Consider the following 14,160-nt stretch of genomic DNA (forward strand, 5'->3'; position numbering starts at 1 on the left):
CGGTGCGTCAGCCGAATTGACGGCTGTGACCACCCACTTCTGTGACTCAGTGCTTATGGCTGCGCTCGTTCTGTCACTCTGGTCGTCGGCGCATCCGGCGCTGTAGCGGAGCTGCTCGGGAGTTGCTCAATGCGGACGACCACTTCGTCTCCACGGGACGACGACGTCACGGCGATGCGCAGGGCGAGGCCGGCCGGGTCCTGTGGCGGGCCCGCGGCCGCACCTGCCGAGGGGGCCGCGGCCCGGTCCCGCCGGGTCAGCCTGCCCGGTGATCCGCAGGCCGCTGCCGCCGCCCGCCGCTTCGTCCGGGCCGCGTTCGCCGACTGGGCCGGCCAGGAGCTGCCCGGCGCGGACGCCCTCTCGGGCCGACTCGGGGACGAAGCGGTGCTGCTGGTCAGCGAGTTGGTGACGAACGCGGTGGTGCATGCGGGCACCACCGTCGAGCTGCGCTGCCGGCTGGAGCCGGAGCGGGAGCCGGGCGCGGAGTCCCGCGGCGGCCGGGGCGGCGGGCCCTACGCGAGCCGGAGCGGGGAGCCCTACCCGGCGCCGTACGCGCACGCCCCCGGCCCGGGCCCCGACGGCGCACCCGGCCCCGGCCTCCTCATCGAGGTCTCCGACCACCACCCCGCCCAGCCGGTCCGCGCCCACGACGACGGCGCCGCCGAGGACGGCGGCCACGGGCTCCAGCTGATCAGCGCCGTCGCCGAATCCTGGGGCGTCACCTACCGCCGGGCCATGAAGACCGTCTGGTTCCGGCTGCCCCTGGGCGCCCGGGACGGCGCCGGGCCCGATACGGAGCTCGCCTTCGACGGCCGGCTGCTGCAGCGCGGACTGCGCGCCGCCGAGCTCCTCGCCCCGGCCCCGCGCCGGTCCGCCCCGCCGGACCACGAGGCCGACCGGGTCGGCAACGGCGCCCTCTCCTTCCTCGCCGAAGCCTCCGACCTGCTCTCCGGCCAGCTCGACGCCGACCAGGTCGCCGCGCTCGCCGCCCAGTTGATCGTGCCGCGGCTCGCCGAATGGTGCGCGGTGTGGCTCTACGACGGCGACAGCGGCGCACCCGGCCGGGGCATCGCGCCGGACGGCGAGGAACAGCGGCTCGCCCGGGTCTGGCACACCTCGGAGAACCGCATCGACGCGCTGCGCACGGCGCTGGAGAAGCAGCCGCCGGACGTGCCCGCCGACGGCCCGCCCAGCGGCGCGCCCGGCGCGGTCCCCTGGCCCTGGCCGTACGAACCGGGCGGCTACGGGCCGGGCGGCGCCGCCCTCGCCTGCCCCCTGGTCGCCGGCGGCCGCCGCCTCGGCACCCTGCTGCTCGGCCGGGGCGGGCTGGTGCGCTTCCCCGACGAGGTGGTCGGGCTGATCGAGGACCTGGGCCGCCGGGTCGCCCGCGCCGTCGCCACCGCCCGCGCCTACAGCCGCCAGGAGCGCATCAGCCAGGTCCTGCAGCGCCGGCTGCTGCCGCGGGGACGGGCACAGGTGCCCGGCGTCGAGTCGGCGGTGGTCTACGAACCGCGCGAGGGCGCCTGGGCGGGCGGCGACTTCTGGGACCTCTTCGACGCCGGGGACGGGCGCTGGTGCTTCGCCCTCGGCGACGTCTGCGGCAGCGGGCCCGAGGCGGCCGCGGTGACCGGGCTGGCCCGCCCGGTGCTGCGGCTGCTGGCCCGGGACGGCTTCGGGGTGGCCGCGGTGCTCGACCGGCTCAACAAGACCATGGCGCGGGAGGCCGCGGACTCGGTCGCGGCGGTCGCGGCGGCGGTCGCGGCGGCCGGCGCGGGGGCGGAGGCGCCGGTCGAGATCCGCGAGGAGGGCGAACAGGCCCGCTTCCTGTCCCTGCTCTACGGCGAGATCGTCCCCTACCCCGGCGGCTCCGGCGGCGCCCGCTGCACCCTCGCCAGCGCCGGCCATCCGCTGCCGCTGGTGCTGGGCGCGGACGGCACGGTCCGGATCGTCGCGGCACCGCAGATGCTGCTGGGGGTGGTCGAGGACGCGGCGTACGTCAGCGAATCGTTCGACCTCCGCCCCGGGGAAACGCTTCTGTGCGTCACCGACGGAGTGACCGAGCGGCGCTCGGGGCGGCGGCTCTTCGACGACGAGGACGGTCTGGCCACCACCCTCGCCGCCGGCGTCGGCCTGGGCGCCACCGACCTCGCCGACCACATCCGCAACACCGTCCACGCCTTCGGGCCGACCCCGCCCGACGACGACCTGGCCCTGCTGGTCCTCCAGGCGGCCGGGCCGGGGATGCCGTAGGCCCGGGGTGCCGCAGGGCACACCTCGCCCGGACCGGCAGCGCCCCGCCATGACGGACAATGGATCCCATGCCTTCCGCACTGCCCGATGGTGAGCCGATGCCCGAGGACGGGGCGCTGCCCGGTCCCGCGACGGCGGGTGCCGCCGGCCGGCCCCTCGGCTTCTACCTGCATGTGCCGTACTGCGCGACCCGCTGCGGCTACTGCGACTTCAACACCTACACCGCGAACGAGCTGCGCGGCTCCGGCGGCGCCCTGGCCTCCCGCGACAACTACGCCGACACCGTCGTGGACGAGATCCGCCTGGCCCGCAAGGTGCTGGGCGACGACCCGCGCCCCGTCGAGACGGTCTTCGTCGGCGGCGGCACCCCGACCCTGCTGCCCGCCGCGGACCTCGGCCGGATGCTGGCCGCGATCCGCGAGGAATTCGGCCTGGCACCGGGCGCGGAGATCACCACCGAGGCCAACCCGGAGTCCGTCGACCCCCGCTACCTCGACGGGCTGCTCGCGGGGGGCTTCAACCGCGTCTCCTTCGGCATGCAGAGCACCCGGCAGCACGTCCTGAAGATCCTCGACCGTACGCACACCCCCGGCCGCCCCGAGGCCTGTGTGGCCGAGGCCCGCGCGGCCGGCTTCGACCACGTCAACCTCGATCTGATCTACGGCACCCCGGGGGAGACCGACGACGACTGGCGCGCCTCCCTGGACGCCGCGATCGGGGCCGGCCCCGACCACGTCTCCGCCTACGCCCTGATCGTCGAGGAGGGCACCCAGCTGGCCCGCCGGATCCGTCGTGGCGAGGTCCCGATGACCGACGACGACGTGCACGCCGACCGCTACCTCATCGCCGACGAACGCCTCGCCGCGGCCGGTTTCACCTGGTACGAGGTCTCGAACTGGGCCACCACCGACGCCGCCCGCTGCCGCCACAACGAGCTGTACTGGACCGGCGCCGACTGGTGGGGCGCGGGCCCCGGCGCCCACAGCCATGTCGGCGGCGTCCGCTGGTGGAACGTCAAACACCCCGGCGCCTACGCCCAGGCCCTCACCGAAGGCCGCTCCCCGGGTGCCGGCCGCGAGCTCCTCGCGGACGAGGACCGCCGGGTCGAACGCATCCTCCTGGAGCTGCGCCTCGCGGACGGCTGCCCGCTGGAGATCCTCGCCCCGGCGGGAGCACGGGCGGCCTCCCGCGCGCTGTTGGACGGCCTGCTGGAGCCCGGCCCGTACGAGGCGGGGCGGGCCGTCCTGACCCTGCGGGGACGGCTGCTGGCGGACGCGGTGGTGCGGGATCTGGTGGACTGAGAAGCTGCTGTGCTCGAACGTCAGGCCGCACCGCCGGCCGTGACGAAGTCGATCAGCTCCTCCACCCGCCCCAGCAGCGCCGGCTCCAGGTCCTTGTAGGAGCGCACGCAGGACAGGATGCGCTGCCAGGCGGCGCCGGTGTTCTCCGGCCAGCCCAGCGCCCGGCACACGCCCTTCTTCCAGTCCTGGCCGTGCGGGACGGACGGCCAGGCCGCGATCCCGACCGAGGACGGCTTCACCGCCTCCCAGATGTCGATGTAGGGGTGGCCCACCACCAGCGCATGGTCCCCGGTCACCCCGGCCGCGATGCGCGACTCCTTCGAGCCGGGCACGAGATGGTCGACGAGGACGCCGAGACGGGCGTCCGGTCCGGGGGCGAAGCCGCGGACGATCGCGGGCAGGTCGTCGATGCCCTCCAGGTACTCCACGACCACGCCCTCGATGCGCAGGTCGTCGCCCCACACCCGCTCCACCAGCTCGGCGTCGTGCCGGCCCTCCACGTAGATGCGCCCGGCGCGGGCGACCCGCGCGCGGGCGCCGGGCACGGCGAGCGATCCCGATGCGGTGCGCGCCGGAGCGGTGGCCGCCGGCCTGTCCTGGGGGCGTACGAGCGTGACCACCTTCCCCTCCAGGAGGAAGCCGCGCGGCTCCATGGGGAAGACCCGGTGCTTGCCGAAGCGGTCCTCGAGGGTGACCGTCGGGCCCTCGGCCGTCTTCTCGCAGCGGATCACGGCGCCGCAGAAGCCCGAGGCGACCTCCTCGACGACCAGATCGGGCTCGGCCGGCACCTCGGGCGCGGGCCGCTGCTTCTTCCAGGGCGGGGTGAGGTCGGTGCTGTAGCGCTTGCTGTGCATGGGGCCTGTTCCGTCGGGAGGGCGGGCGGGGGCAGGAGCGGGGGTGTCAGGAAGGCGCGACGCCGAAGCGGGCGGCCAGGGCGTCGCGTTGGGCTCGGACGAAGGCGGCGTCCACCACGGCGCCGTGACCGGGAACGTACCGTGCGTCCTCGCCGCCGAGGGCCAGCAGCCGGTCCAGCGCGCCGGGCCACTGCCCGGGCAGTGCGTCGGGGCCCGCCTGGGGCTCGCCGGACTCCTCGACCAGGTCGCCGCAGAAGACGATCTCCGGCTCGCCGTGCCGGCCCGGCACCAGCACGGCCAGGTCGTGGGCGGTGTGCCCGGGGCCGACGTTGGCGAGCAGCACCTGCCGGTCGCCCAGCTCGACGGTCAGCTGGCCGTGGACGTGGTGGTGCGGGGCGACCAGCAGATCGGCGGCCTCCGCGGCGGCGTCCGGGGCGACGCCCTGCCGTACCGCGTCGTGCCGCAGCTCGTCCTTGCCGCGGCGCAGCAGCTCGCCGAGGCCGGCCGCGCCGAACACCTCGACGCCCGCGAAGGCCGCCGTGCCCAGGACATGATCGAAATGCGGGTGGGTGAGCGCGACATGCGTCACTTCCCGGCCCAGCACACCGCGGATCGTCCGGCGCAGGTCCGCGCCGTCGCGCAGGGTCGCGCCGGTGTCGACGATCATGACTCCGGTGCTCCCCGCGATCACCCCGATCGTCTCGTCCCAGCCCGGCATCCGGCGCCTGGCGACACCGTCACCGAGTCGTTCCCAACCCGCCTCTTCCCAAGCAGTGTGCATACCGAGACGCTAGCGCCATCGCGATAGCGTTGCCCGACAGATCGACCGAACACGGTCATCGCGCGGGTGCTCCGCAAGTCGGCCCTTGCCGCGCCCGTGCTACCCGGCCGTACACTGGCTCAAGGTCTGGCACTCGGCCCGGGTGAGTGCCAGGGGTGACGAGACGGCGGACGGCCGGACTGGAGGTGCGCGGGATGCTCAGTGAACGCAGGCTGGAGGTGCTGCGTGCCATCGTCCAGGACTATGTCGGGACGGAGGAGCCGGTCGGCTCCAAGGCGCTCACCGAACGCCACCGGCTCGGGGTCTCCCCGGCCACCATCCGCAACGACATGGCCGCCCTGGAGGACGAGGGGTTCATCGCCCAGCCGCACACCAGCGCCGGGCGGATCCCGACCGACAAGGGCTACCGCCTGTTCGTCGACAAGCTCGCCGGCGTCAAGCCGCTGTCCAGCCCGGAGCGGCGGGCGATCCAGAACTTCCTGGACGGCGCCGTCGACCTCGACGACGTGGTGGGCCGCACGGTCCGGCTGCTGGCGCAGCTGACCCGGCAGGTCGCCGTCGTGCAGTACCCGTCCCTGACCCGGTCCACGGTCCGGCACGTCGAGCTGCTGGCCCTGGCCCCGGCCCGGCTGATGCTCGTCCTGATCACGGACACCGGACGGGTCGAACAGCGGCTCATCGACTGCCAGGCGCCGTTCGGCGAGACGTCCCTGGCGGATCTGCGGGCGCGGCTCAACAGCAGGGTCGTCGGCCGCCGGTTCGCGGATGTGCCGCAGTTGGTGCAGGATCTCCCGGAGTCCTTCGAGCAGGACGACCGCGGCACCGTCTCGACAGTGCTGTCGGTGTTGCTGGAAACTCTGGTGGAAGAGACCGAGGAACGGCTGATGATCGGCGGCACCGCCAATCTCACCCGCTTCGGTCACGACTTCCCCCTGACGATCCGGCCGGTGCTGGAGGCCCTCGAGGAGCATGTGGTGATGCTCAAGCTGCTCGGGGAGGCCAAGGACTCGGGCATGACCGTACGCATCGGGCATGAGAATGCCCACGAAGGCCTGGCGTCCACATCGGTCGTCACGGTCGGCTACGGTTCGGGCGACGAGGCAGTCGCCAAACTCGGCGTGGTCGGACCGACCCGCATGGACTACCCCGGAACGATGGGAGCGGTACGCGCAGTGGCACGTTACGTCGGACAAATCCTCGCGGAGTCGTAAGTGGCCACGGATTACTACTCGGTCCTCGGTGTCGGCCGCGACGCCTCGCAGGACCAGATCAAGAAGGCCTTCCGCCGACTGGCGCGCGAGCTGCACCCGGACGTCAATCCGGACCCCAAGACCCAGGAGCGGTTCAAGGAGATCAACGCCGCTTACGAGGTGCTGTCGGACCCGCAGAAGAAGCAGGTCTACGACCTCGGCGGGGACCCCCTCTCGCAGGCCAACGGCGGCCAGGGCGCGGGCGGCTTCGGCGCGGGCTTCGGCAACTTCTCCGACATCATGGACGCGTTCTTCGGCACCGCGTCGCAGCGCGGTCCGCGCTCGCGCACCCGCCGCGGGCAGGACGCCATGATCCGGCTCGACATCGAGCTGAACGAAGCGGCCTTCGGCACGACCAAGGACATCCAGGTCGACACCGCCGTCGTCTGCACGACCTGCACCGGAGAGGGCGCGGCGCCCGGCACCTCGGCGCAGACCTGCGACATGTGCCGCGGCCGCGGTGAGGTCTCGCAGGTCACCCGGTCCTTCCTCGGCCAGGTCATGACGTCGCGGCCCTGCCCGCAGTGCCAGGGCTTCGGCACGGTCGTCCCGACCCCGTGCCCCGAGTGCGCCGGCGACGGCCGGATCCGCTCCCGCCGCACGCTGACCGTCAAGATCCCGGCCGGTGTCGACAACGGCACCCGCATCCAGCTCGCGGGGGAGGGTGAGGTCGGCCCCGGCGGCGGCCCCGCCGGTGACCTCTACGTGGAGATCCACGAGGTGGCGCACCCGGTCTTCCAGCGGCGCGGCGACGACCTGCACTGTACGGTCACCATCCCGATGACGGCGGCGGCGCTGGGCACGAAGTGCCCGCTGGAGACGCTGGACGGGGTGGAGGAGATCGATGTCCGGCCCGGTACCCAGTCCGGCCAGTCGATTCCGCTGCACCAGCGCGGGGTGACCCACCTGCGCGGCGGCGGCCGGGGCGACCTCATCGTGCACGTCGAGGTGATGACGCCGTCCAAGCTCGACGCCGACCAGGAAGACCTGCTGCGGCGGCTGGCCAAGCTCCGCGGCGAGGAGCGGCCCACGGGGCAGTTCCAGCCGGGACAGCAGGGCCTCTTCTCGCGGCTGAAGGACGCCTTCAACGGGCGATAGTCCCAGGTGGGCCCGGGGCCGCAGCGGTCGCCCGGGCCCGGCGCGGCGGCCTCGGCCCCGGTTCGGAGCGGGCCGGTGGGCGTGACACGATGTGCTCATGCCCACCGCACCGACCGATCTCTGCCGCTACCCGATCGTGCAGGCCCCGATGGCGGGAGGCGGCTCGGGACCCGAGCTGGCCGCCGCCGTCTGCGGCGCCGGCGGTCTGGGCTTCCTCGCCGCCGGCTACAAAACCGCCGACGGCATGTACCAGGAGATCAAACAGCTGCGGTCGCTGACCGACCGGCCCTTCGGCGTCAACCTCTTCATGCCGCAGCCCTCGCTCGCCGACGGCTCCGTCGTCGAGGTCTACCGCGAGCAACTCGCGGGCGAGGCGGCCTGGTACGAGACCGAGCTCGGTGACACCGACGGGCCCATCGACGACGGCTACGAGGCCAAGCTCGCCATCCTGCGGGACGATCCGGTGCCGGTGGTCTCCTTCACCTTCGGCTGCCCCTCGCGCGCCGTCCTCGACGCCTTCGCCAAGGTCGGCACGTACACCGTCGTCACGGCCACCACCGCCGCCGAGGCGCAGGCCGCGCAGTGGTCGGGCGCCGACGCGGTGTGCGTGCAGGGCGTGGAGGCCGGCGGCCACCAGGGCACCCACCGGGACGATCCGCACGCGGACGGCACCGGCTCGGGGCTGGGCCTGCTGGCGCTGCTCGGCCAGGTGCGCGAGGCCGTGCAGATCCCGGTGATCGCCGCGGGCGGGCTGATGCGCGGGGCGCAGATCGCGTCGGTGCTGGCCGCCGGGGCGAGCATGGCGCAGCTGGGCACGGCCTTCCTGGCCACCCCCGAATCGGGCGCCAACCCGCTGCACAAGCAGGCGCTGACCAACCCGCTGTTCACGCATACGGAGTTGACCCGGGCGTTCTCCGGGCGGCCGGCCCGCGGGCTGGTCAACCGCTTCCTGCGCGAGCACGGCCCGTACGCCCCGGCCGCCTACCCCGCCGTCCACTACCTCACCTCCACCGTGCGCAAGGCCGCGGCGAAGGCGGGCGACGCGCAGGGCATGAACCTGTGGGCGGGGCAGGGGCACCGGCTGGCGCGGGAGCTGCCCGCCGGGCGGCTCGTGGAGGTATTGACGGTCGAACTCGACGCGGCGCGCGCCGCGTTGGGCCGCCCGGGCGCCGGCGGCGCCGCATGACCGCCCCGGTCTTCCTCGTCGACTCGCTCGCGGACGTACGGGCCGGCGGCACCCTGACCCTGGACGGTCCCGAGGGCCGGCACGCGGTGTCGGTGCGCCGGCTGCGGGCCGGTGAGGAAGTCGTCCTGACGGACGGTCACGGCACCGGCGCGCTCGGCACCGTCGCCGCGGCCGAGGGCAAGGACCGGCTCACGGTCGCCGTCGCGGAGCTGCGCACCGAGGCGCCGCCGGAGCCCACGATCACCGTCGTCCAGGCGCTCCCCAAGGGCGACCGCGGCGAGCTGGCCGTCGAGACGATGACCGAGACCGGTGTGGACGCCATCGTGCCCTGGGCGGCGGCGCGTTGTGTGACGCAGTGGAAGGGCGAGCGGGCGGCCAAGTCGCTGGGCAAATGGCGCGCCACGGCCCGTGAGGCGGGCAAGCAGTCGCGCCGGCTGACGTTCCCCGAGGTCGCCGATCCGCTGACGACCAAGCAGGTGGCCGCCCTGCTCGCGGACGCCGACTTCGCCGCCGTCCTCCACGAGGAGGGCAGCACCCCGCTCGCCACCGCCGCACTCCCCGCCGAGGGCCGGATCGTGCTGGTCGTCGGGCCGGAGGGCGGCGTCTCCCCGGAGGAGCTCACGCTCTTCGCCGAGGCCGGCGCCAGGCCCTACCGCCTGGGGCCGAGCGTGCTGCGCACCTCCACGGCGGGCACCGCGGCGACCGCGCTGCTGCTGGGGCGCACGGGGCGCTGGAGCTGACCCCCGCCGTCCGCTCCGGGCGGACGGCGGGAGGGTGGGGCAGGAGCGTGGTCCCGGTGCTCCGGTCAGACCAGCTCGGCCGCCAGCGTGATGTTCTTGACGCCCGCGAGCGCCTGGCTCACCGGGCAGTTGGCCTTGGCGTCCTGGGCCGCCGCCTGGAAGTCCTCCTCGGACAGGCCGGGGACGCGGGCCTTGACGGTCAGGGCGATGCCGGTGATGCCCTCACCGGGCTGGAAGGTGACGTCGGCCCGGGTGTCCAGGGCCTCGACGGTGTAGCCCTTGCCCGCCAGACCGTGCGAGAAGGCCATGGAGTAGCAGGACGAGTGGGCCGCCGCGATGAGCTCCTCGGGGCTGGTGGTGCCGTTCGGCTGCTCCGCGCGGGCGGGCCAGTTCACGTCGTACGTACCGACCTTGGAGGACTCCAGGGCGACGGTGCCCTTGCCCTCCATGAGGTTGCCTTCCCAGTGGGTCTTGGCGGTGCGCGTGGTGGCCATGGTGCACAACTCCCGGTGATGGGCGTAAGCGATCACCGGCCAGCTTAGAGGGCCCGGGGCGCCGATGCGCGGTGGGCGGGCCGTGGCGGCCGCGCGGCGCGGGGTGGGGTGGGCCCCGGGGTTCGGCCCGCCCGGTAGCATCCGAGGCCGTGCGCACCGTGCGCACGGCAAACGACCCGGGAGGTGTCACCGGTGGCGGGAGAACCGCAGGCCGACTGCCTGTTCTGCAAGATCGTGGCGGGGGAGGTGCCGGCGACCATCGTCCGGGAGACCGACACCACGGTCGCGTTCCGCGACATCAACCCCCAGGCGCCCACGCACGTCCTGGTGATCCCCAAGGTGCACTACCCGGACGCGGCGAGCCTGGCCGCCGCCGAACCGCAGGTCATCGCCGACATACTGCGCGAGTCGCGCGAGGTCGCGGCCGAGGACAAGGTCGAGGACCGGGGCTACCGGGTCGTCTTCAACACCGGCGCCGGCGCGGGCCAGACCGTCTTCCACGCCCATCTGCACGTGCTCGGCGGCCGCGGCCTCCAGTGGCCCCCCGGCTGAACGCCCGTGTCCGTACGTGAACTGGTGGTCCTGGGCACCGCGAGCCAGGTCCCCACGCGGCACCGCAACCACAACGGCTATGTGCTGCTCTGGGACGGCCAGGGGCTGCTCTTCGACCCCGGTGAGGGGACGCAGCGCCAGATGCTGCGCGCCGGGGTCGCCGCGCACGACCTCCACCGGATCTGCGTCACGCACTTCCACGGCGACCACTCGCTGGGCCTGGCCGGGGTGATCCAGCGGATCAACCTCGACCGGGTGCCGCACCCGGTCACCGCCCACTACCCGGCCAGCGGCCAGCACTTCTTCGACCGGCTGCGGTACGCCACCGCGTACCGGGAGACGGTCCGGCTGGTCGAGCGGCCGGTGGCGGTCGACGGCGAGCTGGAGCGCTCGGCGTCGTACGCCCTGGAGGCGCACCGGCTCTCGCACCCGGTCGAGTCGTACGGCTACCGCCTCGTCGAGCCGGACGCGCGCCGGATGCTGCCGGAGCGGCTGGCGGCGCACGGCATCGCCGGGCCCGACGTGGGGCGCCTGCGGCGGCTCGGCGAGCTGAACGGCGTCACCCTCGACGAGGTCAGCGAGGTGCGCCCCGGGCAGCGGTTCGCGTTCGTCATGGACACCCGGCTGTGCGAGGGCGTCCATGCGCTGGCGCAGGGCGCGGACATGCTCGTGATCGAGTCGACGTTCCTGGACGAGGACGTCCGACTGGCCACCGACCACGGGCACTTGACCGCCGGGCAGGCGGCGCAGGTGGCGGCGTCGGCGGGGGTGCGGCACCTCGTGCTGACGCACTTCTCGCAGCGCTACGACGATCCCGCACAGTTCGAGCGGCAGGCCCGTGCGGCGGGCTTCACGGGCGAGCTGACCATCGCCAGGGACCTGATGCGGGTGCCGGTGCCCAAGCGGCGCTGAACGCCCGGCGGAGGACGGTCCGCCGGGCGGGCGCCGTCCCCTACGGCAGGAAGTACATCGGGTTCGGCATCTTGAACGTCCGGTCGCCGGCGCCGCCGTCCAGATCGCTGTACTGGTCCCCGAAGTTGGCGACGACGTCGTAGCCGAGGGACTCGATGTGCTTGCGGGTGCCCGACTTGTACTCGACGGTCGTGCAGGTGGCGCCGCAGGGCAGGTAGGCCGGCGGGTGCTCCTTGTCCTTCAGGAAGACGTGCCGGCGGTCCAGCGCCACCTGGTAGCCGACGTTCTTGAGGTTGCGCACGCTCCAGGCGCGCTGCGCCTCCTTGCGGCCGGTCAGGAAGAAGACCTCGGCGCCCTTGTCGTGCGCCCAGTTGACCAGGCGGTTCATCCCGAAGACCGGGTCCATGTCGGTGTGCGCCAGGTACGTGTCCTGGCTCTCCTCGGTGAAGTGGAAGCCGACCTGGAGCTCGTAGTTGTAGGTGAGCAGGGTGGTGTCGTCGATGTCGAGGACGATCGCCGGCTTGCCCTTCCGGCCCGTCCGGTCGTGCCGGGCGAGGGCCTTGGACAGGTAGCCGCGGGCCTTGGCCTCGATGCCGCGGACCTGCCGCGCGTAGTTGCTGTGCGGGGAGGCGTAGTGCTCGCCGTCCGCCGTCACCGTGTCCCCGTAGTACGCCTTTATCTTGTCCTGGACCTGCGTGAGGTTGGGGATCTCCTTGTCGGTGCGCGGCACGGAGTGCTCGGCGGTGGCCTGGCCGACGCCGAAGGCCGCGGTGCCGGCGACGAGGGCGGCGACCGTGGCGGCGCCGACGCGGGCCCTTCGGGAGAGGGCGGGGCGGAAACGGGCGGGGCGGGGCATGCGCGGCTCCTTGGGAGACATCAGCGGACCCAGTAGGTCTAACAGAGCCTCAATTCGGTATCTACGCGCGAAGATTCAACCCTTGGTAAAGGCTGCTGCGGTGCGGGCTCTTGACGGTCGCGCGGCGGGCTCCCTACCCTCCAACTCCATCTGTAGACGTCATCTACATAGGAAAACGCCCTCGATCGCGTAGGAGCCTGCCGGATGACGGACGCCCAACACAGCCTCACGATCACCGAAGTCCGGCTCACCCCGATCCTGGTGGCCGACCCGCCGCTGTTGAACACCCAGGGCGTGCACCAGCCCTACACCCCCCGGCTGATCATCGAGCTGACCACCGAGGGCGGCGCCACCGGGCTCGGCGAGACCTACGGGGACACCGCGTACCTCGACCTGGCGCAGCCGTTGGCCACCGCGCTCATCGGCCGGTCGGTCACGGACCTGAACACCCTGCCCGCCCTCGCCGCCGAGGTGTGCGGTGATTCGCCGGCCGCGACCGGTGCCGGGGCGGTGGACGCCGGCGGCCTGCGCGGCGTCCGGACCGCCGGCAAGCTGCGGCTGTCCGTCCTCTCCGGCTTCGAGGTCGCCTGCCTGGACGCCTGGGGCCGGTCGGCCGGACTGCCCGTGCACGCCCTGCTCGGCGGCAAGGTCCGCGACCGCGTGGAGTTCAGTGCCTACCTCTTCTACCGCTGGGCCGAACACCCCGGCGGCCGCGGCGAGCGCGACGACTGGGGCGCGGCCCTCGACCCCGCCGGCATCGTCGCCCAGGCCCGCCGCTTCGCCGGCACCCACGGCTTTTCGTCCTTCAAGCTCAAGGGCGGCGTCTTCGCCCCCGCCCAGGAGGTCGCCGCCATCCGGGCGCTGGCCGCCGAGTTCCCCGGGCAGCCGCTGCGGATCGACCCCAACGGCGCCTGGAGCGTCCGCACGTCGCTGGAGGTGGCCCAGGAGCTCGGGGACGTCCTGGAGTACCTGGAGGACCCGACGAGCGGCACCGCCCGGATGGCGGAGGTCGCGGCCGGCACACCGCTCCCGCTCGCCACCAACATGTGCGTGACCACCGTCGACGAGATCGCCGCGGCGTTCACCCGCGGCGCCGTACGGATCGTGCTCAGCGACCACCACTACTGGGGCGGACTGCGCGCCACCCGTGAACTCGCCGCCGTCTGCCGCGCCTTCGGCGTCGGCCTGTCCATGCACTCCAACACCCACCTGGGCATCAGCCTCGCCGCGATGACGCAGGTCGCGGCCACGGTGCCGGGCCTCGACCACGCCTGCGACAGCCACTACCCCTGGCAGACCGAGGACGTCCTCACCGAGCGGCTCGCCTTCCGCGACGGACGGCTGGACGTCGGTGACGCCCCCGGCCTCGGCGTCACCCTCGACCGCGACCGGCTCGCCGTACTGCACCGCCGCTGGCTCGCCGACGACGGCGGGCTGCGCGACCGCGACGACGCCGCGGCGATGCGGCGCGCCGACCCGGACTGGGTGACCCCCGCCCTGCCCCGCTGGTGACCCCGGGGCCCGCCTCTGCTCCCCGGGCCTTCCGGGCCGTCCCGCAGCGCTGGCCGGACGCGCGGATCGCGCCGCCCGCCCCCGTGCTGGTCAACTCCCCGGGAAACCTCGGGGGATTCGTCTCGTCGACCGCCTTCGGGATCCTCCGGGACGTCACCGGCCCGGCCCGCGGCGGGCTCGTCGGCCTGCCGGTGGCGGGCGTCCTGGCCGCGCTCGCCGTCGCGCCGGCCCGCGGCATGTGCGGGCCCGTGGCCGGCGTCCCGCAGCCACGGATCACGGACCCGGCCGTGGTCCTGTGCGCGGTGGCCCCGGCACGCGTACGGTGAGGCACGGCTCAGTGGCGGTGCGCCACAGTGGTCCCGTACGTGATCTTT

14 protein-coding genes are annotated in these 14,160 nt (G+C 73.8%); 10 read left to right on the top strand and 4 right to left on the bottom strand.

Going from position 1 to position 14,160, the window contains the following annotated elements; genetic code table 11:
• Positions 1-129 precede the first annotated feature (129 nt).
• On the top strand, positions 130-2,250 hold the full coding sequence (locus AB0411_RS15340; protein WP_366417751.1) for an ATP-binding SpoIIE family protein phosphatase: 2,121 nt from the start codon (positions 130-132) through the stop codon (positions 2,248-2,250).
• A 68-nt stretch (positions 2,251-2,318) separates the two neighbouring features.
• On the top strand, positions 2,319-3,551 hold the full coding sequence (gene hemW, locus AB0411_RS15345) for a radical SAM family heme chaperone HemW (RefSeq protein ID WP_366417752.1): 1,233 nt from the start codon (positions 2,319-2,321) through the stop codon (positions 3,549-3,551).
• Between the two features lie 20 nt (positions 3,552-3,571).
• Here hemW and AB0411_RS15350 read toward each other — a convergent pair whose 3' ends face one another.
• Positions 3,572-4,405, bottom strand: a complete 834-nt coding sequence (locus AB0411_RS15350; RefSeq protein ID WP_366417754.1) for a DUF3097 domain-containing protein — start codon at positions 4,403-4,405, stop codon at positions 3,572-3,574.
• A 46-nt stretch (positions 4,406-4,451) separates the two neighbouring features.
• Positions 4,452-5,186, bottom strand: a complete 735-nt coding sequence (locus tag AB0411_RS15355) for an MBL fold metallo-hydrolase (protein WP_366417755.1) — start codon at positions 5,184-5,186, stop codon at positions 4,452-4,454.
• 194 nt (positions 5,187-5,380) lie between these two features.
• Here AB0411_RS15355 and hrcA point away from each other — a divergent pair, with 194 nt between their 5' ends.
• The 4 genes from hrcA (at position 5,381) to AB0411_RS15375 (ending at position 9,460) form a co-directional block, all read left to right on the top strand.
• Complete coding sequence (gene hrcA / locus AB0411_RS15360) at positions 5,381-6,397, top strand: heat-inducible transcriptional repressor HrcA (RefSeq protein WP_086720412.1); 1,017 nt, start codon at positions 5,381-5,383, stop codon at positions 6,395-6,397.
• Positions 6,398-7,534: a molecular chaperone DnaJ gene (gene dnaJ / locus AB0411_RS15365; protein ID WP_260638721.1), complete on the top strand. Its 1,137-nt coding sequence runs from the start codon at positions 6,398-6,400 to the stop codon at positions 7,532-7,534.
• Between the two features lie 97 nt (positions 7,535-7,631).
• Positions 7,632-8,720, top strand: coding sequence for a nitronate monooxygenase (locus AB0411_RS15370; protein ID WP_366417756.1), 1,089 nt, complete (start codon positions 7,632-7,634; stop codon positions 8,718-8,720).
• Entirely contained in the window at positions 8,717-9,460 is a 744-nt protein-coding gene (locus AB0411_RS15375; protein WP_366417757.1) for a 16S rRNA (uracil(1498)-N(3))-methyltransferase, read from the top strand. Before AB0411_RS15370 ends, AB0411_RS15375 begins: the two co-directional genes overlap by 4 nt.
• A gap of 65 nt (positions 9,461-9,525) precedes the next feature.
• Here the strand turns inward: AB0411_RS15375 and AB0411_RS15380 are convergent, their stop codons facing one another.
• Complete coding sequence (locus AB0411_RS15380; protein ID WP_366417758.1) at positions 9,526-9,954, bottom strand: OsmC family protein; 429 nt, start codon at positions 9,952-9,954, stop codon at positions 9,526-9,528.
• Positions 9,955-10,146: 192 nt separating this feature from the next.
• Here AB0411_RS15380 and AB0411_RS15385 point away from each other — a divergent pair, with 192 nt between their 5' ends.
• Positions 10,147-10,506, top strand: a complete 360-nt coding sequence (locus AB0411_RS15385; RefSeq protein ID WP_086720407.1) for a histidine triad nucleotide-binding protein — start codon at positions 10,147-10,149, stop codon at positions 10,504-10,506.
• Between the two features lie 6 nt (positions 10,507-10,512).
• Positions 10,513-11,418, top strand: coding sequence for a ribonuclease Z (locus tag AB0411_RS15390; protein ID WP_366417759.1), 906 nt, complete (start codon positions 10,513-10,515; stop codon positions 11,416-11,418).
• Between the two features lie 40 nt (positions 11,419-11,458).
• Here the strand turns inward: AB0411_RS15390 and AB0411_RS15395 are convergent, their stop codons facing one another.
• Complete coding sequence (locus tag AB0411_RS15395; RefSeq protein WP_366417760.1) at positions 11,459-12,274, bottom strand: HAD family acid phosphatase; 816 nt, start codon at positions 12,272-12,274, stop codon at positions 11,459-11,461.
• A gap of 204 nt (positions 12,275-12,478) precedes the next feature.
• On the opposite strand from AB0411_RS15395, the gene AB0411_RS15400 reads away from it, so the two are divergent.
• Positions 12,479-13,786 (top strand): glucarate dehydratase family protein, encoded by a 1,308-nt coding sequence (locus tag AB0411_RS15400; protein ID WP_366417761.1) that lies wholly within the window; start codon positions 12,479-12,481, stop codon positions 13,784-13,786.
• Positions 13,783-14,112, top strand: coding sequence for a hypothetical protein (locus AB0411_RS15405; RefSeq protein ID WP_366417762.1), 330 nt, complete (start codon positions 13,783-13,785; stop codon positions 14,110-14,112). The genes AB0411_RS15400 and AB0411_RS15405 overlap by 4 nt, the downstream gene beginning before the upstream one ends.
• The last annotated feature ends 48 nt before the right edge of the window (positions 14,113-14,160 follow it).

It is taken from the genome of Streptomyces angustmyceticus, assembly GCF_040701845.1.
GTDB classification, from domain to species: Bacteria; Actinomycetota; Actinomycetes; order Streptomycetales; family Streptomycetaceae; genus Streptomyces; species Streptomyces angustmyceticus_A.

What these genes read in the sequence shown, in the direction of transcription:
- AB0411_RS15340 (WP_366417751.1), top strand. Translation starts at nt 130, where the DNA reads ATGCGGACGACCACTTCGTCTCCACGGGACGACGACGTCACGGCGATG.
- hemW (WP_366417752.1), top strand. Translation starts at nt 2,319, where the DNA reads ATGCCTTCCGCACTGCCCGATGGTGAGCCGATGCCCGAGGACGGGGCG.
- AB0411_RS15350 (WP_366417754.1), bottom strand. Translation starts at nt 4,405, where the DNA reads ATGCACAGCAAGCGCTACAGCACCGACCTCACCCCGCCCTGGAAGAAG.
- AB0411_RS15355 (WP_366417755.1), bottom strand. Translation starts at nt 5,186, where the DNA reads ATGCACACTGCTTGGGAAGAGGCGGGTTGGGAACGACTCGGTGACGGT.
- hrcA (WP_086720412.1), top strand. Translation starts at nt 5,381, where the DNA reads ATGCTCAGTGAACGCAGGCTGGAGGTGCTGCGTGCCATCGTCCAGGAC.
- AB0411_RS15370 (WP_366417756.1), top strand. Translation starts at nt 7,632, where the DNA reads ATGCCCACCGCACCGACCGATCTCTGCCGCTACCCGATCGTGCAGGCC.
- AB0411_RS15375 (WP_366417757.1), top strand. Translation starts at nt 8,717, where the DNA reads ATGACCGCCCCGGTCTTCCTCGTCGACTCGCTCGCGGACGTACGGGCC.
- AB0411_RS15380 (WP_366417758.1), bottom strand. Translation starts at nt 9,954, where the DNA reads ATGGCCACCACGCGCACCGCCAAGACCCACTGGGAAGGCAACCTCATG.
- AB0411_RS15395 (WP_366417760.1), bottom strand. Translation starts at nt 12,274, where the DNA reads ATGCCCCGCCCCGCCCGTTTCCGCCCCGCCCTCTCCCGAAGGGCCCGC.
- AB0411_RS15400 (WP_366417761.1), top strand. Translation starts at nt 12,479, where the DNA reads ATGACGGACGCCCAACACAGCCTCACGATCACCGAAGTCCGGCTCACC.